A 21,230-nucleotide genomic window follows, 5' to 3' on the forward strand; every position below is an offset into this window, starting at 1 on the left:
AAAGTCGATCAGGTGTCGATCTTGCTCCGGTCGAAGTCGTCGGCATTGTCCACGATGAACTGCTTGCGCGGCGGCACGTCGTCCCCCATGAGCAGGGGGAAGATGCCGGCCGCCTGTGCGGCATCCTCCATGCGGATGCGGCGCAGCATGCGGGTCCTGGGATCCATGGTGGTGTCGGCCAGCTGGTCGGCGTCCATCTCGCCCAGACCCTTGTAGCGCTGCACATCGGGATTGTAGTCGATGTGCTTGGCCTGCAGGTCGGCCAGCTTGCCCTCCAGCTCATCGTCCGAATAGGTGTAGATGAACTTCCCCTTGTTCTTGCCTGCCAGGGCGATTCGATGCAGGGGCGGCACGGCTGCGTAGACCCGCCCGTTCTCGATCAGGGGCCGCATGTAGCGGTAGAAGAGGGTCAGCAGGAGGATGCGGATGTGGGCGCCGTCCACGTCGGCATCGGTCATCATGATGACCTTGTTGTAGCGGGCCTGGTCGATGTCGAAGCTGGCTCCCGAGCCGGCGCCGACCACCTGGATGATGGAGGCGCACTCCTTGTTGGTCAGCATCTGGGACAGGGAGGCCTTCTGCACGTTGAGGATCTTGCCGCGGATGGGCAGCAGGGCCTGGAACATGGAGTTTCGTGCCGCCTTGGCCGTGCCCAAGGCGGAGTCGCCCTCGACGATGAACAGCTCGGCGATATCGTCGTTGCCGGGCATGGAATCCGAGAGCTTGGAGGGCATGGAAGCCGATTCCAGGGCGTTCTTGCGCCTGGTGACCTCCTTGGTCTTGCGTGCCTGGACGCGGGCGTGCATCTCGCCCACGATCTTCTCCAGCACCTGGCCGGACTGCTCCTTGAAGCCGCGCTTGGAGCCGCTGATCATCTGGCCGAACTGGTCGTCGGTCATCCGGGTGACGATGGGTTTGACCTGGGCCGTACCCAGCACGTCCTTGGTCTGGCCCTGGAACTGCGGCTCGGCGATGCGCACGGTGACCACGGCCACCAGCCCGGCCAGGACGTCGTCGCGCTCCACCTTGGTATGGGAGTCCTTGAGGTTGACCTTGAGGCGGCGGGCGTTGGCCTCCACGGCCTTGCGCACCTGGCGGGTCATGGCGTTCATGAACCCGTCCACGTGCATGCCTCCGCCAGGCGTCTCCACCACATTGACGAAGCTGCGGACGACAGAATCGTAGTCGTTGACCCAGCGCAGGGCGATATCCACACCGCAGACCCGTTCCACCTGCTCGGCATGCAGCTCCCCGTCCGAGCCCACACGCTGGGTCTCCTCCTGGTAGGTGTCCTGGCCGCTGATCCGCCAGATGTCGCTGACCGGCTCGCCCTTGGACAGGAAGTCCACGAAATCCGTCACCCCGCCAGTGTGCAGGAACTCCTCCACCCGTTGATGGCCAGACTCGTCCTCCGGCTGCAGCATGGCCCGGTCGGCCTGCTCGGTGGCCGAAAGGCTGACATCGTCCGCCTGCGCGTCTTCGGCACCTTCTTCTACGGCATCTTCTTCAGGGAGGTCGCCGCTGCCAAGCGATTCGCGAAGGCTCCCGTGATCGTCCTGGCCGCTCGACTCCGCAGCGGGTTCGCCGTCAACCTCCAGGCGCAGATCCTGCTCGGCGCTTCCTGTGGCGGGGATGCGGTCGTCGACCACGGTGATCTTGAGGCCGGGCACCAGGAAGCTGGTCTGACGCACCCGGTCGATCAGCTGAGCGTAGCTGAACCGGGCCGTTGAGTTGAAAATTTCCGGGTCGGCCCAGTAACGCACCCTGGTGCCGGTCCGGGACTTGGGCACGCTGCCCACCACCTCCAGGGGCGTAGGCCGGTTCTTCCTGGTGCGTTTGAAGGGCGAATCAGGCGAGGGATGCTCCGGATCAGGGTCCTGATAGGTGCCGGGATGGCCCTGGTGGAAGCGCATCCGGTGGGTCTTGCCGTCCCTGTCCACCTCCACGTCCAGTCGGGAGCTCAAGGCGTTGACCACCGAAGAGCCCACGCCGTGCAGGCCGCCAACAGCCGTGTATGAAGAGTTGCCGAACTTGGCGCCGGCATGAAGCTTGGTCAGAACCACCTCCACGCCGGTCAGCCCGGTCCGCGGCTCAGTATCGACGGGGATGCCTCGGCCGTTGTCGTCCACCTCGATGGAGCCGTCCCTGTGCAGGATGACCTTGATGTGGTCGCACTGGCCGGCCAGGGCCTCGTCCACGGCGTTGTCGATGATCTCCCAAAGGCAGTGCATGAGCCCCTGGCTGTCCGTGGTTCCGATGTACATGCCTGGACGCTTGCGCACTGCGTCCAAGCCATCCAGAACCGTCAGACTGCCGGCACCATAGGACTTTCCCGTATCAGGCTTTTTCGCCACCATTTACCTCGCCGTTCACCTCATGGCGCCCAAGGGGGACAGGGATCCCCGCATGGGCGGTCGCTTACGCACCGATGACCATTTCTAGCAAGGAGGCCTCGACAGCATCAGGGCTTCCCCGTCGGGCGCAGAGGTCACTGGTCCAGGAAGTCGCGCAGGGTCTGCGAGCGCGAGGGATGCCGCAGCTTGGACATGGTCTTGGACTCGATCTGGCGGATGCGCTCACGGGTGACCCCGTAGACGCGGCCGATGTCGTCCAGGGTCTTGGGCTGTCCATCCTCCAGGCCGTAGCGCATCTTGATGACGCCGGCCTCGCGGGGGCTCAGGGTCTCGAGAACCTGCTGGAACTGCTCCTGCAGCAGGGAGAAGGCCACAGCATCCGAGGGGGCGATGGCGTCGGTGTCCTCAATAAGGTCGCCGAACTCCGAGTCGCCGTCTTCACCCAGTGGGGTGTGCAGGGAGATGGGCTCGCGGCCGTACTTCTGGACCTCCTGGACCTTCTCGACCGGCATGTCCAGTTCCCTGGCCAGCTCGTCGGGGGTGGGTTCGCGGCCCAGGTCCTGCAGCATCTGACGCTGGACGCGGGAAAGCTTGTTGATGACCTCGACCATGTGGACGGGCACGCGGATGGTGCGGGCCTGGTCGGCCATGGCGCGGGTAATGGCCTGACGAATCCACCAGGTGGCGTAGGTGGAGAACTTGTAGCCCTTGGTGTAGTCGAACTTCTCCACGGCGCGAATCAGACCCAGATTGCCTTCCTGGATCAGATCCAGGAAGAGCATGCCCCTGCCGGTGTAGCGCTTGGCCAGGGAGACCACCAATCGCAGGTTGGCCTCCAACAGATGGTCCTTGGCCTTCTTCCCGTCGTTGGCGGCCCACTTGAGCTCGCGGCGACGCTTGAAGTCCATGTCCTCGCCCTCGGTATCCAGCAGATGCTGGGCGTAGAGGCCGGCCTCGATGCGCTCCGAGAGATCCACCTCCTGCTCGGCGTTCAGCAGGCTGACGCGGCCGATCTGCTTGAGGTAGTCCTTGACAGGATCGGCAGTGGCGCCGGCGGTGACCACCCGACGCTTGGGATTGCCTGAGGGGGTGACATTCTCATCGTCGTCGGAGTCGTCGACGACGAAAGCGCCCTTGACCTTGGCTGCTAGGGCATGGGCGGCCTTGCGGTCCTCCTCGGCCTCATCCTGGACCTGGGAGGCCTCGTCCTCCTCCTGATCGTCCTCGTCGGGCTCGTCCTCCAGCTGGTCGTCGTCCTCCTGATCGTCAAGCAGATCCTCGTCGGGCTCCTGCTCATCCTGCTGCAGGATGGGCTTCTCTTCGACCTTCTTGGCGGTCTTGGAGGCCGGACGGCGGTTCGTCTTGGTCGCCGAGGTGCTCGTAGTGGCGCTCTTGCGGGACGCGGTCTTGCGGGACGCCTTGCTGCTGGTCTTGGACCTGGTGGCGGTCTTGGTCTTGCCGGCAGTTGAACTGGTCCGGCCCTTTGCGGTATCCACTGCGGCTGTCTTGGCTGACTTGGTGTCCTTCGTGGCCAAATTCTCCTCCTGGATCATCCCACCCGCCGACACTGCTTTTAGGGCACAGCTCTGGCAAGGTCAAATCGTAGACTCATTAAAGTGAACCACCCCAGGGGGACGATTATTCCCGATTCAGCTCAATTGCCTCCAGGCCGGGTCGATGCCGCGGCCTATCAAGGCCAGGACGATGGCGGCCAAGGTGCAGGAACGGTCCTCTGCCAAGGCTTCCTCGGCAAACCCCGATGCTCGGGATCCCCCACTCCACCAGTCGACATAAGCCGCGACCGCCAACGGCTGGGACCGAAACCCCGGCGGAACCTGATCTGCCAGCGCTTCGAGCATGGCCAACCCAGCATGGCAACGGGGCTGGTCCGGCCGCGTCGCAGGATCCTTGAAGACCGCATCCAGGATGCTGCAGAGCGCCGTCACATTCGATGGATCGTTGGGACGAACACACAGGTCCATCAGCCGATCGCTGTCCAGACCAGGCTCAGGTGCCAGAATCGACAAAATAAGCCCGTCGCGTATGGCCAGTGTCTCCTTAATGGCCACGGCCAGGCTGTCGGCCGAGTCGGCGTCCAACTGCTGGTGCGTCTGCGGCCCTTGCAAGCCAGCAGTCCAATCTGTCAGAGGTTGCTGGAGCCATCGTCTGTCGGCCTCTTCCACGCCCCATCGTCGCCGGCCCTCTCGGTAGTGCTCCACCAGTTCTTTCATGCCGTCTTCATGCGCATCGTCCATGCCGTCATCGCCTCCCATCCGCTCCCGGTATGAGGACCGGGAGCCTTGGTACCATCCTGATCCAGCGGGAACCGTGAGGAAGGCCGCAACCGATCATGTGGTCAAATGAGGCCATCCATCCACCATGGTCCTGGCAGCCTGTCCGCTGGGCAGATATGCGGATAGGCTCTAAGGCATGAAAAGCGTGACTGCAGCACGGGTCGAACAGCGCATGGAGGAACTGCTCCAGCGCCGTTGCGACCACCTGACTGCTCCAGAGCCCGGAGCGGACTCACCCCTGGATCAAGACCCCTCCCGGGAGGCTTTGCAGGAGGTCATCCTGCAGGCAATCGAGGCTGGCCGCGGCGGCAAACGCCTGCGTGCCCTGCTGCTCTGCGACGTCTGGCGGGCTCTGGAGTCCGAGCAGCATCCTGACCGTGAACAGGCGGTAGTGGATCTTGCCTGCGCCTTGGAGGTCTATCAGACCAGTGCGCTGGTCCATGACGACATCATCGACGGCTCCCCCCGTCGTCGGGGCCGCCCTGCCGCCCATCTGGCCCTGAGCCGGTCGGTTGCCGGCAACGGTTCGAGCGGCCGGGCACCCGCAAAACCTGATGCCCGCGGCACCGGCCTAGGCATCCTCCTTGGCGACCTGCTGGCTTCGCTGAGCACGGACATGGCCCTCCAGGCGGCTGCCAAACTGCCTCAGGGGCCGGCCATCGGCAGAACCTTTCAAGCCATGCAGACGGCTGTGGTCACCGGCCAGGTCCTGGACATGGGCATGGAGGAGGCCTGTCTGGACGATCCGGAACGCCTGCGCCGCCAGGCCCTGCACACCATGGCCTGGAAGACCGCCTCCTACACCACCCTGGCCCCGCTGGCTCTGGGCCTGCTGGCCTCTGGAGCAGACCTGGAAGAGCATAAAGCATCAGTGCGCGCCCTGGGCCTGGACCTGGGGCTGGCCTACCAGCTGGCGGATGATCTGCTGGATGTGACAGGCGACGACCGACGCACCGGCAAACCTGTGGGTGGCGATATCCGCGAGGGCAAGCGGACCGTCCTCCTGGCCGACACCCTGGCCATGGCCGATCCTGATCAGGCCAAGGAAATCCGCCGACTGTACGGTTCCCCCTCCCAAGGCCGCAACGACACCCAGGTGAATATGGTCCGCGACCTGATGCAGTCCTGCGGGGCCGTAGAAGCCAGCCGCCAACGCATGGCCGACCTGTCCGTCCGGGCCCAGGCCCAGGCCCAGGCCCTGGCCGATCATCTGCATCTGTCGACAGGGGGCCGAACCATATTCCTCAAGGCCTGTCGACGCTTCCTGCCGCTTGCCACCACCGCCGGGTATCATGAACGTGTATCTTCCATTGATGCTGAGGCCGGTCAGGCCTCCGAGGTGCAGAGGGCCGGACAAGACGAGCATGAGTGAAGCGGACGAGAGGACCAGCGACCGGATCATCGACGGGCGCTACCGCATTCTGCGTGAGATCGCGCAGGGTGGCATGGCCACGGTCTACGAGGCCTTGGACCAGCGGCTGTCCAGGCATGTGGCGGTCAAGATCATGCACACCATGCTGGCCCAGGGGCCGCACAGGGCCCAGTTCGAGGAGCGCTTCCGCCGGGAGGCCAGGTCCGCGGCCGCCATCGCCAACCCCCACATCGTCCAGGTCTACGACACGGGCGTCGATCAGGGGCTGGATTACCTGGTCATGGAGTATGTCCACGGCATCAGCCTGCGGCGGGACATGGCCCGGCAGGGCGTCTATCCCCTGAAGGAGACCCTGCGCATCGTGGGCGAGATCCTGGACGGCCTGGCCTCCGCCCACCGAGCCGGCGTCATCCACCGCGACATCAAGCCGGAAAACATCCTCATCAACGACCGCGGCCACGTGGAGATCACCGACTTCGGCCTGGCCCGCGCCGCCGCCCAGGCCACCCTGTCCTCGACAGGCATGCTCATGGGCACGGCCGCCTACCTGGCCCCCGAGACCATCGAGAACAATGAGGCCTCCCCACAGAGCGACCTCTACGCCGTGGGCATCATCGCCTACGAGATGCTGACCGGCACGGTCCCCTTCGCCAGTGACAATCCGGTGACCATCGTCTTCAAGCACGTCCACGAGGATGTCCCCTCCCTGGCCAGGGTCTGCCCGGGAATCGACCCGTCTGTGGCCGCCTTGGTCTCCGAGATGACCGACCGCTCCCCCGAGCATCGCCCGGATGACGCCGGCAAGGCCCAGGAGAGCCTGAGGAAGGTGGTCAAGGGACTGGACCGACAGGCCATGGACTATGTGCTGCCCGCAGGGGCCGCAGCGGCCGCAGCCGGCGGACAGCCCGAATCCGCCATCGCCGGAACCGCTGGGCACGACCCTGAGGTGACCGGGTCGCCAAGGCAGACGGCGGCAGCTGCCAATGACGACGAGGAGGCGGCCAGAGACCCGGAGAATTCGGACACGGTTCTGTCTGTGCCCGTCCCGCCCGAAACCGATGCGAGCGCAGCGACCAGACGCTATCAGCTCAACGACGTGGACACCCCCTCCCGAGCCGAGACCACGACCGTTCTGCAGCCTCAGGATCCGGCAGCATCTTCCGCCGATGCAACGACCATGCAGCAAGGCGCTGAAGCGGCTCAACCCAAGCACCGGCATCGTGGCTTGATCATTGTGCTGGCGGTTCTGCTGGTGCTGGCCCTGGCCGGAGGCGGCGGTGGCGCCTGGTGGTACTTCCTGGGTCCGGGCAGCTATGTCGCGCTGCCCAAGCCGGATGACATCTCCTGCGCCGAGAACCAGGAGTGCAAGGTCATCGGCGCCGACTTCGCCAAGTACGTCCGTACACTCAAGGTCGCCGGCATCGAGGTCGACACGGCCTATGACTTCAGCGACCAGGTGGCCAAGGGAGCCGTCATGGCCGCGGATCCCGATACCGTCGGAGCCCATATCAGCAAGAGGGGCGGCAGGCTCAAATTGACCGTCTCCAAAGGGGTGCGCCAGGCCACGGTGCCCAAGGACATCCTCACGCCGGACACACCCAACGGCAAGGATCCGGTGCAGGCTCTGAAAGCAGCCGGGTTCGACAGGATCGACCACGACGCGTCCAAGGACCAATACTCCATGAACATCCCCGAAGGAGCGGCCATTTCAGTGGATCCGGCCCCAGGGACCAAGACCCGTCATGATGCCAAGGTCAGCCTGGTCCTGTCCAAGGGTCGAATGCCCGTGGCCATGCCCGATATCGTCGGCAAGGCGAGGGATGAGGCTCAGGCGGCCCTGGAAGCCCTGCGACTCAAGGTCAGCTACAGCGAGGACTGGTCCGACAAGGTGCCGCGCAACCAGGTGATCTCCGCCTCCCACCAGGCCCAGGAGCAGCTGCATTGGGGCGACGCCGTCAACGTGGTGATCTCCAAGGGGCCGCAATCCATCACCATGCCCGACGTGAAAGGCAAGAGCCAGGACGAGGCCACCCGGATTCTGGAGGGATACGGGCTCAAGGTCAACATCTCCGCTCCCTTGGGCAATCTGACCCACACGGTGCGCATCCAGGACCCCAATCCTGGCAGTCAGGTCAAGGTGCTCAACGATGACGGCTCTCCGGCCGTCGTGACCCTGACCGTGGTCTGAACCCCTGGGAAGTCAGTCCAGCTCCTGGTTGTTCTCATGGTTTTCATGCGCCTTGATGACCTGGGCATACACGTCCACGTATCGTTGCCCGCTCATTTCCTGGATCTCCTGCATGATCCGGTCGGTCAGATTGCGGATCTCCTCGTGGGTGAGGCTGTTGACCGGAACGCAGGGCACGGTGATGGGCTTGCCGTAGATGACCTTGGTCCGGCCCTTATGCGGAATCACATGGCCGGGCTCCTGAAGCTGCCTGGTGCCGATGATGGCTGCCGGCACCACCGTCGTCCCGGTCTCGAAGGCCAGCCGCGCCGCCCCGGTATGCCCCCGGTAAAGCCTGCCGTCAGGGCTGCGCGTGCCCTCAGGATGGATGCCGAAGATGTGCCCGTGCTCAAGGATGGAACGAGCCGTTTCCATGGCGCCCAGCGACTTGGAGCCGCCTGACCTGTCCACGGGGAAGACACCGACCGAGCTGAACCACCACTTTTTGAACTTGCCCTTGATCCCCTTGCCGTTGAAGTACTCGGCCTTGCCCATGAAGTGGATCATCCTAGGGCAGGTGATGGGCAGGAGGGCGTCGTCGATGACGGCCAGATGGTTGGAGGCGATGATGGCAGCCCCCTGCTTGGGAATGTTCTCCGTGCCCTCAACGGTCGGTTTGAACCAGGTACGCGCCAACGGACCGAGCAGTTTGACGAAGAACCAGTACAGCACAGAGACTCCTTGGTAGCGAATGCGTGCGGCCGAGGTTACGATGGTTCTATGACCGAGCACAAGCATAACGACGCCGGGAAACAGTATAACAGCGAGGCGGGAACCGGGTCCCCACAGGGGGACGAGGAATGGGCGGACTTCCTGAACTCGCACGCTGACGAGCTGGGTTCCCTGGAATCGTCCAGGACGGCCAAGGAATTCGAGAAGAAGGCTCGAAAGTCCGAGAAGAAGGCGGCGCTGAGGGCCGAGGACTTGAAGCGCGACTCTTTCGTCGGCGGCTCCGGACCGCGCGATTTCCAAGGCAGCAGCTGGCTGGACACCGACGAGGTCATGGACCGGTCGTCGAACTTTGTGCCGCCCAACCCCGATCTGAGCGACCTGGGCGGAAGGCGGGTGGCCTTCATGATCATGACGGTGCTGGGCCTGGTCTGCTTCTTCCTGACCATCTTCCTTCCCCGCTGGTCCGGCTTGACCGGCCTGCTGGCGGGACTGCTCCTGCTGATAGGCATCGCAGGACTGATCATCGACCGGAAGAATTTCCGCGACGATTCAAGCGGACTCTTCGATGACGACGAACGGCACTACCGGCGATAATGCCATGTGCCGCCATTGGTGAGCCGCCAAAAGAGTCGGGCCTCGCTGGCAGAAACATCAGTCAGCGAGGCCCGAACAGGTTTGGCAGCGGCGAACTTACACCAAGACCGGACGGCGTGTCCGATGCTCTTGCTGGCAGCGGGACTGCGCTTCCTGGGCTCCGTGGATCCAGGCTGCCAGCAGGTCGGCGGCCCTGCCCTGATCCACAACCTCGGTGGCCAGTTGATAGGCCTGGGCAAACCGCACGTTCAGATCAGCCTCGGGACCGGCGTCGATCTGCGTGCCGTCGGCCACGATGGCCGAGGCCGCATTGAGCAGGGCCGTGGAGCGGGAGGGAACCGACTTTCCAGCCAGGAAGTCCCTGACGACGCTGGCGTTGAAGGCGGGGTCGCCGCCGCGCAGGTCATCCAAATCCACCGGGTCGATGCCCAGTTCACGAGTCGGGTCGAAGGAGCGTTCCTCCACCTTGCCCTGGTGGATCTCCCAGATGGAGACCGGCCCGGTCGGGGCCATCTCGTCAAGGCCTTCGGCCGAGGTGTAGACCATGCCCTCCTGGCCGCGTGAGGCATAGACCTGGGCCAACATGGGACTCAGCTGGCGCTGGGCGCATCCGATGGCCACATAGCGGGGGTTGACCGGATTGGTCAGGGGTCCCAGGAGGTTGAAGACGGTCGGAATCCCCAGCGACGAGCGGACAGGCCCGGCGAACCGCATGGCGGGGTGGAAGGTCTTGGCGAAGACGAAGGTGATGCCGTAGCGGTCAGCCATGGCAGCCACCTCCTGCGGCGGCAGATCCAAGGGCAGGCCCAGCTGCTCCAGGCAGTCGGCGGTGCCGCTCTTGCTGGATGCGGCCCGGTTGCCGTGCTTGACGATCCTGACCCCTGCAGCTGCAGCTACGATGGCGCCCATGGTCGACAGGTTGACCGTCGCTGCCCCGTCGCCGCCGGTGCCGACGATGTCGGTCACGTCACCGCTGACCTTCAGCGGTACCGCATGGCCCACCATGGCCTTGGCGGCCCCTTCGACCTCCGGGCTGGTCAGCCCCAGGGTGGATTGCATGGACAGGGCGGCGCCCACCTGCACCGGGTCGGCATTCCCATCCATCAGGTCGTTCATGCACCACTCGGCCTCATCCGCGCTCAGGTGCCGACCGGACACCAAGGAGTTCAGGACGGATTTCCAGCTAAGTGGCCGCATGATGACTCTTTTCCTTTGAAGAAGCGGGGCCGGATGCCCCGCTGTTTGCTCTAGGTTTACTGCCCTGCCCCTCCCCTGCACAAGGCCATCCCATATTTTGGTCATTTTGCTACCAATATATGAAAGAAGGCAATCCACTATATGGAAACGGCCACCGCCCTGGTGAGCGATGGCCGTCAATCAGATCAGCAACCCTATCTGCAAAAGCCGCTACTGATTACGCGTACCTGTCATTTCTTCTCGTTCTGACCGTGGCACATCTTGTACTTGCGCCCAGAACCGCAGGGGCAAGGCGCGTTGCGAGGCGTGCCCGGGAAGGTGCGGCCGTCGGCCCAGGGCGAGTGGTCCTCTACGGCCTTGGGCCTCTTATTGGCAGGAACCTTGCCCTCGGCATGGCTGATGGGCGCAGGCCCCACCGGAGCCGGACTCGAAGCGTCGGGAGCTTCCGAGTCCTCGGCGGACGTGCTCAGACCCGACTGGGCGTCATCGGCTTCCTCGTCGGAGTCCTCCTGGACGCTGCCCGCCGGAGCATCCTCATCACGCTCCTCGGCCGTCTCGTCGATGTCGGTGGTCTCATCCTCGGCGTCAGGCTCTTCAGGCGCCTGGTAGTTGACCTCTTCGGACTGGCTGGCCTCGTTTTCTTCGCGTTCTTCGCGGGCCCGCCGCTCGTTCTCCTGGCTGGCCGCAATTTGCTTGAGGTCCACGTTGAAGAGCAGCTGCACGGTCTGCTCCTTGATGGCGTCGATCATGGAGTTGTACATCTGGTAGCCCTCGCGCTGGTACTCGACCAGGGGGTCGCGCTGACCCATGCCGCGCAGGCCGATGCCGTCCTTGAGGTAGTCCATCTCGTAGAGGTGCTCGCGCCACTTGCTGTCCAGGACGGAGAGGACCACCTGGCGCTCCAGCTGCCTTGAGCCCTTCTCGCCCAGTTCATCCTCGCGCTCCTGGTAGATGGACTCGGCGTCCTCCACGATCTTGTCCGCCAGGGCCTTGACGGCCTTGTCACCCTTCAGAGACTCCAGGGAGTCCATGCTCTCGTCCTGGTCGAGACTGATCGGATAGACGGAGGCCAGCGCCTTCCAGAGCCCGTCAGCATCCCAATCCTGAGGCTTGTCCGAGCCGTTCTGCGCCCCACGAATGTATGAAGTCACGGTCTCACGGATGAAGCGGAGGATGTCCTGGTGGATATCCTCGCCCTTGAGCACGGCTTGACGCTCGCCGTAGATGACCTGACGCTGCTTGTTCATCACGTCGTCGTACTTGAGCACGTTCTTGCGGATCTCGTAGTTGCGGGATTCAACGGACTTCTGCGCATTGCGCACACCCTTGGAGACGCTCTTGGTGCCGATGGGCTGACCTTCGGGCAGGCTCTTGGAGGACATCATTCGGGCCACCAGCTGGGTGTTGAACAGGCGCATCAGGTCATCCTCCAGGCTCAGGTAGAACCTGGACTCACCGGGGTCGCCCTGACGGCCGGAACGGCCGCGCAGCTGGTTGTCGATGCGGCGGGACTCGTGCCGTTCGGTGCCCAGCACGTAGAGGCCGCCCAGCTTGACGACTTCCTCATGCTCATCCTTGACCTGTTCCTTGACGGAATCCAGCATCTTGGGCCAGCGCTTCTCATACTCCTCAGGGGTGTCGTCGGGCGAGTAGCCCTGCTCCTTGAGCTTCTGATCGGCGAGGAACTCCACGTTGCCGCCCAGCATGATGTCGGTGCCGCGCCCGGCCATGTTGGTGGCCACGGTCACGGCCCCCTTGCGCCCTGCCACGGCTACGACAGCAGCCTCGCGCGCATGCTGCTTGGCGTTGAGCACCTGGTGGTCGATGCCGGCCACATCCAGCAGGGAGGAGACCACCTCGGAGGACTCCACGGATGCAGTGCCCAGCAGGATGGGCTGGCCCTTGGCATGCCGCTTGGCTACGTCCCGGACGATGGCGGCCAGCTTCTCCTTCTTGGAGCGGTAGATCAGATCGTCCTGATCCTTGCGGATCATGGGCTTGTTGGTGGGGATGGGCAGCACACCCAGCTTGTAGGTGTTCATGAACTCGGCGGCCTCGGTCTCGGCCGTTCCGGTCATGCCCGCCAGCTTGTCGTACATGCGGAAGTAGTTCTGCAGGGTGATGGTGGCGAAGGTCTGGTTCTCGGCCTTGACCTCCACGCCCTCCTTGGCCTCGATGGCCTGGTGGAGGCCCTCGTTGTAGCGGCGGCCCTTGAGCAGACGGCCGGTGTGCTCGTCCACGATCAGGACCTCGCCGTTCTGGACCACGTAGTCGCGGTCGCGCAGGAAGAGCTCCTTGGCCTTGATGGCGTTGTTCAGGTACCCGATCAGGGCGGTGTTGGCGGGCTCGTAGAGGTTGTCGATGCCCAGGTAGTCCTCAACCTTGGTGATGCCGGGGTCCAGAATGCCGACGACCTTCTTCTTCTCGTCGACCTCGTAGTCCTCGTCCCTGGTCAGCTTGGGGACCAGCTTGGCGAACTGCCGGTACCATCGGGTCACGTCGCCCTCGGCGGGTCCGGAGATGATCAGAGGAGTTCGTGCCTCGTCGATCAGGATGGAATCCACCTCGTCCACGATGGCGAAATGGTGGCCGCGCTGGACCAGCTCGTCCTTGTCCCAGGCCATGTTGTCGCGCAGGTAGTCGAAGCCGAATTCGTTGTTGGTGCCGTAGGTGATGTCCGCCTGGTACTGCTTGCGGCGCTCGTTGGGGCGCTGGTCGGTGATGATGCAGCCCACGCTCATACCCAGGAAGCGGAAGATGCGCCCCATGAGCTCGCTCTGATAGGAGGCCAGGTAGTCGTTGACCGTGACCACGTGCACGCCCTTGCCCTCCAGAGCATTCAGATAGCTGGGCAGGGTGGCCACCAGGGTCTTGCCCTCGCCGGTCTTCATCTCGGCGATGTTGCCCCAGTGCAGGGCCGCGCCGCCCATCAGCTGGACGTCGAAGTGCCTCTGGCCCAGGGTGCGCTTGGAAACCTCGCGAACCGTGGCGAAAGCTTCGGGCATCAGTGAATCGAGGGATTCGCCGTTCTCCAGTCGCTGCTTGAACTTGGGCGTCTGCGCCTTGAGCTCCTCATCGCTCATGGCCGAGATCTGATCCTCGAAGGCGTTGGTCGCCTTGGCCACCCCCTGAAGCTTGCGAATCTGACGACCCTCGCCCATACGGAGGACCTTGTCCAAGACTGCTACCACGTTGCGCTCCCTACCGTTCTTTTATGGCCTTCGCACGCCCTCAGCTGACGTAGGCCCAGACCTTGATTATCTTACGCGAATGCACCGATTTTCTCGAAACCGATTATTCCATAAACCCAACTGCGGCCTTGGCAGCCGGACAGGGCATTGAAGAAGGGCGATTCTCCGCACGTCAGGCCAATTTGCCGCCGGGGAATCGCCCCACAGTTCAATATCCGCTCGTCTATCCGTTTTGCTGTTACTTCTTCTGGCCTACATGCTCAGGCGTATCGATCTCGAAGACGCCGTAGCTCCATCCGTGCCGGCGATAGACCACCGACGGCCGTTGGGTCTCCTTGTTGACGAAGAGGAAGAAGTCGTGGCCGATCAGCTCCATCTCGTAGAGGGCCTCGTCGATGCTCATGGGCTCGGCGATGTGCAGCTTGCGGCGGATGACGATGGGGGTGTCCCCCACCTGCACCTCGACCGACTGGCCCGGAGCCAGGTCCGAGGCCACGGCGCTCTGGGCGCTGTTGTCGGGGTTGGACTCCTGGCCCTGGTCTCCCTGATCGCCCTCATCGCCTGTCTGGTCATCCACGGGCAGGTCGGCGGGCAGGGGCGGATGCTCAAGTCCCCGGCGGTGGTCCTTGCGGCGGTCGCGGACCCGGCGCAGACGCTGGGTCAGCTTGTCCAGGGCCATGTCCAGTGCGCTGAACTCGTCGGCGCTGGAGGCCTCGGCGCGGATCACGGTCTTGCCGGCCTGGACCGTGAGCTCCACCCTCTTGGCGCTGTCAGCCTGGCGGGGATTGCCTTCATGTGTCAGAACGACCTGGATGCGCTGGGCATCGGGGGCGATGGCCGTCACCCTGTTCATCTTGCTGTCCACAACATCGCGGAACCGCTGCTTGATTTGGGTATGTCGACCGGTAATGACGATCTCCATGGGAATCTCCTTGCACTTGTGAGCGGACGAACCGCTGGTGCGATGGCGGACTTGGTCACCATCGACTGTGCTTCCGATTGTATCCGAAGAGCGGGGCTGACTCACTGATTGAGCTTGAGGCCAGAGCGGGATCCTGGCCGTTGGTCCGGTCGTTCAGTTCCGCTATGCTGAATCCCCGAGACCTCTCGGATGGCCGCGGCCCCTCCTCCTGGGAGGGGCTGAGGAACTTCCGGGCTCCACAGAGCACGATGGCGGATAACGTCCGCCCAGGGCGACCTGAGAGATAGCGCAACAGAGAACAGACCGCTCGCCTGGCAAAGGCGGGCAAGGGTGAAACGGCGGTGTAAGAGACCACCGGGTCGACGGTAACGCCGACCGCATGGCAAGCCTCATCGGGAGCAAGGCCAAGCAGAAGGCATTCAGGGGCTGCTCGTCCCGCCTTCGGGTAGGCCGCTAGAGCCTGGCGGCAACGTCAGGTCGAGATGGATGGCCATCCGTCGTCCGGATTTTATCCGGTCGATGACAGAACCCGGGGTATATGAGAGGTCTCATTTTCTTCCCCTCAGCAACTTGATGCTTGCGATCATTAAAGGTCGGCTGTAGTCAGACCAATAAGACACGTTTGGCATAGGCACTGGCTTGGGCAATTAGACCGTTGATTGCGTCTCGTAACTCACCATTGACCCTCTGTATCGAGTTGATGGCCCTGGCCACATCATCCACGTTGGATACGACGTAAACATTGGGCTTATGGGCCAAACGATTGCCCCATTCCGTATGGTCAACTACAACGTCGCGAATTATGATCGGCCGGCCATGATGCTGAGCCTTCCGAGCCTGAACACGGGTGCCGGAATACTCATGGGCTTCAACAATGACCGTAGCGATACCGTAGCCGCTCATGGTGGCATTACGCGCAGGAAAGGTCCACTTTGCGGGCCCCTGCCAGGGCCAGAACTGCGAAAACACCTGCCCTTTACGTTCGATAAGATCCTGCAATTGGCGATTTTTTGCAGGGTAGTACTTCCCTATGCCCGTACCGATGAAAGCCACCGTACGGCCATGCTCCTGAAGAGCACGATGATGGGCCTCAGCATCCACACCCAGGGCCAAGCCGGCGATGACAGTCAGGCCTTTGCTCACGAGCATTGTTGCGACATCAGAAGCGAAATGCAAAGCCTCCGATCCTGCATTGCGCGAACCGACCACGCTGACACCCATATCCTGTTGATTGGGGCTGAGGAAACACCCCTTGGAAAACAGGAACGGAGGCATATCGACAACTTCACGCAGGCTCAACGGATACCGTTCGTCGAGGACCGACACCATATCCAAACCCTGCTTATGCCAATCGTGAACCAAGGCTTCTGCCTCTTTGCGGGCCTGCAGGAGCTGTACACGACGTTGTGTGGTAATCGGTATGTCATCCTCTCCCAACAGGGTCGACTGAATACGGTATTCATATTCGTCATCCTCATCGGGGTCATCCAGCCGATGGTGCTGCGGGTCAAGCTCATGTTCAAAAACTTGAATAGCGCTACCCCGGCGTACAACCTTCTCAGCGATGGAGCTCCAGGTGTCATGAGATTTGCCAATGGTTCTAAGAAGGGCTACCAGTGCTGCATTTTCCTGCAGAAGTTCACTCTTTTTGAGCATCCGACACTTTCACCTTCTAACCGATCTAGAACAAGAGCAGCAGTTCAGGGAAACGGCCATAGCCGCATATTGCTTTGCCTTCCTTCACTGTGAAAACCGATAAGTTAATGACACACCTCAATCGAGAGGGTCGTCAGAGATGAAAAGGTCGGCTGCCACCTGGTTGAGGAGACCGGGAGAGTGGCCCTTGCGGGATCCAGCACTCCAGAATCGCCGTTTGCGCACCTTGAGATCAAGTCCGGCTGTCTTGCGGGCCACCTTGCGACCGAGCTCGTAGGCGGAGTCGACGAAGAGCCCCTCACGGGAGGCCTGGGCCACCACCTGCGCAGCCAGTCCCGGATCCAGACCCTTGCGGGTCATCTCCGAGAGCACGCCGCGCTCCCCCATGGTGCGATGCAGACAGGAGCGCAGAAGATCCTGGGCATAGGCCTGGTCATCCAACAGGCCCAGCTTGGTCAGCCGGTCGATCACTTGATCGACCACGTTCGTATCAAACCCCTTGTCGACCAGGCGACGGGCCAGAGCCCCGCTTGAACGCGCTGCCGCATCCAAAAGGGTCAGAGCAGCCTCCCGGCAAGCATCCGCATCTTCAGCATCCGCTCGCGGAGCTGCAGGCGGGGAACCTCCGCCGAAGCCGCCTGCGCGTGGACGACGGCCACGGCGGCGGGTCCTTCTGTCGGAACCCCGGGCGGAGCGGTGCCCACGGGAATGGTGACCTGCCAGAGATTCAGCATCAATATCCGGATTGGCAGCACTGTCTGTATCTTCCAGACTGCCTCCGAATCGGGCGCCATGCCCAAGACCCAGGACAGGAGACTGCACCAGGCGGCTGTCCTCCTTGAAGCTGTCATCCTTCTGCTCAAGGGCAGGATCAAGGACTGACACCGACTTTGCTGGAGCAGGCGCACCCGCAGAGTCTGGCTGCAACTGGTCCGACCGAGGATTCTTCGACTCTGTGCTGGAGTCGGCAGGATCCCCGGTCTGCGCCAGTCGGACCGGATTTTCCTTGAGGAAGTCCTCGGCCGAGATCATCGGGTCATGCAGCCTGGGCCGTGGGCACAGTGCTGTTGATGTCGACAGGAGCCGAGTCGTCTTCCTTGCTGTCTTGGTCAGCATCAGCCTGATCGGCCTTGTCGTCCTCGGAAGGAGCAGGGATAAGGCCGAAGGCGACCTTGACCTTATCTTCGATCTCCTTGGTCAGGCCGGGGTTGTCCTTGAGGAACTGACGGACGTTCTCCCTGCCCTGACCCAGCTGATCGCCCTCGTAGGTGAACCAGGAGCCCGACTTCTTGACAATGTTGGTCTGCAGGGCCATGTCCAGAACCGAACCCTCCTTGGAGATGCCCTCTCCGTAGAGAATGTCGAACTCAGCCACCTTGAAGGGCGGGGCCATCTTGTTCTTGACCACCTTGACCTTGGTGCGGTTGCCCACTGCCTCGTCGCCGTTCTTCAGGGTCTGGATGCGGCGGATGTCCAAGCGGACCGAGGCGTAGAACTTCAGGGCCTTGCCGCCGGTGGTGGTCTCCGGGCTGCCGAAGAAGACGCCGATCTTCTCCCTGAGCTGGTTGATGAAGATGGCCGTGGTGTTGGCCTGGGACAGGGCGCCGGTCATCTTGCGCAGGGCCTGGCTCATCAGCCTGGCCTGCAGACCCACGTGGCTGTCGCCCATGTCGCCCTCGATCTCGGCCTTGGGCACCAGGGCGGCCACCGAGTCGATGACGATGACATCCAGGGCGCCCGACCGGATCAGCATGTCGGCGATCTCCAGCGCCTGCTCGCCGTTGTCCGGCTGGGAGACGATCAGGGAGTCCGTGTCCACGCCCAGCTTCTTGGCATACTCAGGATCCAGAGCGTGCTCAGCATCGATGAAAGCGGCCACTCCACCGCCGGCCTGTGCATTGGCCACCGCGTGCAGGGCCAGGGTGGTCTTGCCCGAGGATTCGGGACCATAGATCTCGACGATGCGGCCGCGGGGCAGTCCGCCGATGCCCAGGGCCATGTCCAAGGCCAGGGACCCGGTGGGAATGACCTCCACATCCTGGGCGGGCTTGTCGCCCAGGCGCATGGCCGAACCCTTGCCGAAGCTCTTCTCCACCTGCGCGAGGGCCGTGTTCAAGGCTGCCTGGCGACGGGGGTCGATCCCGCCCTCCTCTTCCTTCTTCGCCTTGCCACTGTTGCTCTGACGTGCCATATGGCTCTCCTTCTTCGTAACCGACCTCACGATGACGACATCCTGATTGACGACCTCACGATTGACAGCCTATCCGCCGTCGGAACCTGTCTGCGGTCCCGGCGCCCGATGTGGTCAAACGTGCCGATGGTCACCGGACCATGGGTATCAGTATACCCGACTATGCGAACAAATGTTCGAAAATCACCTGGAATGGGCAATAAATTCGCGGAGGATAAAACCCGCCGATCAGGCTGCCGGCAGGGGCGGCGCATTGTGGTCCTTCCCCCAGCGCCGGGAGTCGGGAATCTCCATCTGATCGCAGAGCACATTCCAGACCACGCGCGGCTCCACGCCCGCATCCAGGGCCTCTATTACGGTCATGGCATCCAGGGCGGTCAGCCTCTGGTCACGGGCCAGACTGCGTCCGTAGACCCGGCCGAAGACCTCCTCCAGCAGCTGCCAGAATTCCCGTTCACGCACCCGACATCACCTTTCGTCCAAGACCCACCCTGTCACACCCCTTCTACGGTAGCAACCGACAGTCAGCAGAAGAGGGCGCCTGGTTCCTCAGAACCGGACGCCCTCAAGAACGGTCCGCCGATTCAACCGGCGGAACCTGACATGCTTACTCCTGAGTGGACTCCAGGTAGTCCGCCACCATCCGCAGGGTCTGCGGCACACCCAGGCCCAGCGCATCGGCGATGGAGCTCAGCAGTTCGGAGCTGGCCTCCTTCTGGCCGCGTTCCACCTCGGACAGGTAGCCCAGGGACACGCCGGCCTTCTCGCTGACCTCACGCAGGGTCTTGTGATCGTTGGTCCTCAGCTCGCGCAGCACGTGGCCCAGGGCCTCGCGCAGGGAGACGCTATGAGTGACGGCCCGGCCGTCGTTGTTGGAGGCTGCCCGCTGACGGCTGGCTTCCATGCCGTCCTCCTCCATCCACATCTTGTTCAGGTTGGCCTGGCGCTCCTCCTTGGCCTTCTTGGCGGCCTTGGCACGGATCACCTGCTGCTGGGCGAAGACGACGGCACGACGCTGGGCGGGCGTCAGATCACGAACCCGCGCATTGCGCTCCACTCCGGGTGCGGCCGGCTTGACATCATAGGTATCGTTGGTTCGAGTCATCACGGTCTCGGTGCTGGCCATAGCAGCCCCTTTCGCCATTATCGTGTTCAACTTCTTACACAGTGACCAACAGACGAGCCAGTGGATTATTCCAGGGGAGGAACCCGAAAGGCCCGCTTTGTGACCAAGGTCACGTATGCACAAGGTCCGGCAGCGGTCAGTGAAAGCGACTCACCGCATCAGGCCGTCAGCCGCGCGAGTGCAGGGCCCGATCCAGCTGGTCCAGAATCCGCATTACCGTGCCCCGGCGCACCTGTTCGCGGTCGCCATCCAGGTGCAGCTCGTAGGCATAGGTCCGGTAGGCGTGGGACTGCAGGCCGGTCTCAATACGCCGACCCATCACCCGGACGGGCAGGGCCAGACCGATGTAGACCAGCCCGGCGGGATCATCCCCGTCAGGCCCCGGACCGGCCACACCTGTAGTGGCCATGCCGATGACCGTGTCCTCATGACCCGGCCTGGTGTAGAGCCTGGCCGTGCCCTCGGCCATCTCCTGGGCGACCCGTGGATGGACCGCACCCTGGGTGGCCAGCAGGTCCTGGTCCACCTTGAGAATGGCGGCCTTGGCGGCGATGTCGTAGGTGACGGCCGAGCCAAGAAAGACGTCTGACGCACCGGGAATCCTGACGAAGGCATCGGCCAGCAGCCCACCGGTCAGCGATTCGGCGGCGGCCAGCAGCAGGCCCGAGTCACGGCAGGTGTCGATGATCCGTCCAGCCAGGTCGTCGCAACGGCCCTGCACGCTCTTGCCGATCATCGCCGCATCCCTATCACGTATTCCGCTCCCGAGTAGAGGCAGAGGGCCAGGGCCACCAGGATGACCACACGAGTGGCCACCAGGTACCAGGGCCAGACCGTCGACAAAGGCACCATGAGCATGCCCAGGCCGATGCACTCAAACAAGGTCTTGTACTTGCCAGCCTGGGAGGCGGCGATGACCCGCCCTTGCTTGTTGATGACCAGGACCCGCAGCAGGGTGATGCCCAGTTCCCGCACCAGGAAGAGCAGGGTGACCCACCACCAGAGCTCGCCGAAGACGGAGGCCACAATCAGCGCCGAGCAGATCAGCAGCTTGTCGGCGATGGGATCCATGAGCTTGCCCAGCTCGGTCACCTGGTTGTACCGGCGGGCCAGCCACCCGTCCAGCTTGTCGGTCGAGGCGGCGAGGATGAAGAGCACAGCGGCGGTCCAGCGCATGCCAGGCCTGCGTTCGCCCCAGGGACCGGCCATCAGATCCAAGGCGATGAAGACCAGGACCAGGAGGATACGGGTGTAGGTGACCAGGTTTGGGGGTGAATTCCATCCTTCGAGAAGCCTGCGCCTCTCACGACCGGTCTCTGACTCGGCATGCTCCTGCATTGCCACTCCTTATACGCGATACTCGTGCGCTCGGGCCGTCCAGCAAGAGATGCCGGGCGGCAGTTTCATCATAACGGTAGACCAGGCCCAGCTTTT

General features: G+C 63.2%; 16 protein-coding genes, 1 other RNA gene and 2 pseudogenes. 4 read left to right on the forward strand and 15 right to left on the reverse strand.

All coding sequences use genetic code 11. From position 1 onward, the window contains the following. Positions 1-8 precede the first annotated feature (8 nt). The 3 genes from H3T92_RS04765 to H3T92_RS04775 form a co-directional block, all read right to left on the reverse strand. A complete protein-coding gene (locus H3T92_RS04765) occupies positions 9-2,357 on the reverse strand; it encodes a DNA gyrase/topoisomerase IV subunit B (protein WP_198189451.1) in 2,349 nt (782 codons plus the stop codon). Positions 2,358-2,488: 131 nt separating this feature from the next. Beyond that, positions 2,489-3,889 (reverse strand): RNA polymerase sigma factor, encoded by a 1,401-nt coding sequence (locus H3T92_RS04770; RefSeq protein WP_415873705.1) that lies wholly within the window; start codon positions 3,887-3,889, stop codon positions 2,489-2,491. A gap of 114 nt (positions 3,890-4,003) precedes the next feature. Further along, positions 4,004-4,627: a DUF4192 family protein gene (locus tag H3T92_RS04775; protein WP_198189453.1), complete on the reverse strand. Its 624-nt coding sequence runs from the start codon at positions 4,625-4,627 to the stop codon at positions 4,004-4,006. Positions 4,628-4,793: 166 nt separating this feature from the next. Here H3T92_RS04775 and H3T92_RS04780 point away from each other — a divergent pair, with 166 nt between their 5' ends. Both H3T92_RS04780 and H3T92_RS04785 read left to right on the forward strand, forming a co-directional pair. Then, the gene (locus H3T92_RS04780) at positions 4,794-6,020 is read left to right on the forward strand and encodes a polyprenyl synthetase family protein (RefSeq protein ID WP_198189454.1); all 1,227 of its coding nucleotides are present in this window, start codon (positions 4,794-4,796) and stop codon (positions 6,018-6,020) included. Further along, positions 6,013-8,208, forward strand: coding sequence for a Stk1 family PASTA domain-containing Ser/Thr kinase (locus H3T92_RS04785; protein WP_198189455.1), 2,196 nt, complete (start codon positions 6,013-6,015; stop codon positions 8,206-8,208). The genes H3T92_RS04780 and H3T92_RS04785 overlap by 8 nt, the downstream gene beginning before the upstream one ends. 12 nt (positions 8,209-8,220) lie before the next feature. On the opposite strand, the gene H3T92_RS04790 is transcribed toward H3T92_RS04785, so the two are convergent. Further along, positions 8,221-8,919 carry a lysophospholipid acyltransferase family protein gene (locus H3T92_RS04790; RefSeq protein ID WP_101432207.1) on the reverse strand — a complete coding sequence of 233 codons (699 nt, stop codon included), beginning with the start codon at positions 8,917-8,919 and terminating at the stop codon, positions 8,221-8,223. 48 nt (positions 8,920-8,967) lie between these two features. On the opposite strand from H3T92_RS04790, the gene H3T92_RS04795 reads away from it, so the two are divergent. Beyond that, positions 8,968-9,513, forward strand: coding sequence for a hypothetical protein (locus H3T92_RS04795; protein WP_198189456.1), 546 nt, complete (start codon positions 8,968-8,970; stop codon positions 9,511-9,513). Between the two features lie 96 nt (positions 9,514-9,609). Here the strand turns inward: H3T92_RS04795 and trpD are convergent, their stop codons facing one another. From trpD to hpf, 4 genes and pseudogenes are all read right to left on the reverse strand, one after another. Further along, positions 9,610-10,710, reverse strand: a complete 1,101-nt coding sequence (gene trpD, locus H3T92_RS04800) for an anthranilate phosphoribosyltransferase (protein WP_198189457.1) — start codon at positions 10,708-10,710, stop codon at positions 9,610-9,612. 230 nt (positions 10,711-10,940) lie between these two features. Beyond that, positions 10,941-11,135, reverse strand: a pseudogene (locus tag H3T92_RS08375) (SEC-C metal-binding domain-containing protein); the annotation flags it as partial. Between the two features lie 206 nt (positions 11,136-11,341). Further along, positions 11,342-13,901, reverse strand: a pseudogene (gene secA / locus H3T92_RS04805) (preprotein translocase subunit SecA); the annotation flags it as partial. 238 nt (positions 13,902-14,139) lie between these two features. Continuing rightward, positions 14,140-14,823 (reverse strand): ribosome hibernation-promoting factor, HPF/YfiA family, encoded by a 684-nt coding sequence (gene hpf / locus H3T92_RS04810; RefSeq protein WP_045924169.1) that lies wholly within the window; start codon positions 14,821-14,823, stop codon positions 14,140-14,142. 177 nt (positions 14,824-15,000) lie between these two features. Here hpf and rnpB point away from each other — a divergent pair. Then, an RNA gene (rnpB, locus tag H3T92_RS04815) (RNase P RNA component class A) lies at positions 15,001-15,377 on the forward strand. A 49-nt stretch (positions 15,378-15,426) separates the two neighbouring features. On the opposite strand, the gene H3T92_RS04820 is transcribed toward rnpB, so the two are convergent. The 7 genes from H3T92_RS04820 to pgsA all read right to left on the reverse strand — a co-directional run bounded on the left by H3T92_RS04820 (position 15,427) and on the right by pgsA (position 21,134). Continuing rightward, positions 15,427-16,479, reverse strand: a complete 1,053-nt coding sequence (locus H3T92_RS04820; protein WP_198189459.1) for a DNA-processing protein DprA — start codon at positions 16,477-16,479, stop codon at positions 15,427-15,429. 117 nt (positions 16,480-16,596) lie between these two features. After that, entirely contained in the window at positions 16,597-17,511 is a 915-nt protein-coding gene (locus H3T92_RS04825) for a regulatory protein RecX (RefSeq protein ID WP_198189460.1), read from the reverse strand. A 4-nt stretch (positions 17,512-17,515) separates the two neighbouring features. After that, positions 17,516-18,670, reverse strand: a complete 1,155-nt coding sequence (recA, locus tag H3T92_RS04830; RefSeq protein ID WP_198189461.1) for a recombinase RecA — start codon at positions 18,668-18,670, stop codon at positions 17,516-17,518. Between the two features lie 228 nt (positions 18,671-18,898). Next, positions 18,899-19,132 carry a DUF3046 domain-containing protein gene (locus tag H3T92_RS04835; protein WP_024627845.1) on the reverse strand — a complete coding sequence of 78 codons (234 nt, stop codon included), beginning with the start codon at positions 19,130-19,132 and terminating at the stop codon, positions 18,899-18,901. A gap of 145 nt (positions 19,133-19,277) precedes the next feature. Then, positions 19,278-19,796 (reverse strand): helix-turn-helix domain-containing protein, encoded by a 519-nt coding sequence (locus H3T92_RS04840; protein WP_415873706.1) that lies wholly within the window; start codon positions 19,794-19,796, stop codon positions 19,278-19,280. 166 nt (positions 19,797-19,962) lie between these two features. Further along, positions 19,963-20,532, reverse strand: a complete 570-nt coding sequence (locus H3T92_RS04845; RefSeq protein WP_198189462.1) for a CinA family protein — start codon at positions 20,530-20,532, stop codon at positions 19,963-19,965. Continuing rightward, positions 20,529-21,134, reverse strand: coding sequence for a CDP-diacylglycerol--glycerol-3-phosphate 3-phosphatidyltransferase (gene pgsA / locus H3T92_RS04850; protein ID WP_198189463.1), 606 nt, complete (start codon positions 21,132-21,134; stop codon positions 20,529-20,531). Before pgsA ends, H3T92_RS04845 begins: the two co-directional genes overlap by 4 nt. Between the last annotated feature and the right edge of the window lie 96 nt (positions 21,135-21,230).

It is taken from the genome of Bifidobacterium sp. W8112, from assembly GCF_016101425.1.
Taxonomy (GTDB): Bacteria; Actinomycetota; Actinomycetes; order Actinomycetales; family Bifidobacteriaceae; genus Bombiscardovia; species Bombiscardovia apousia.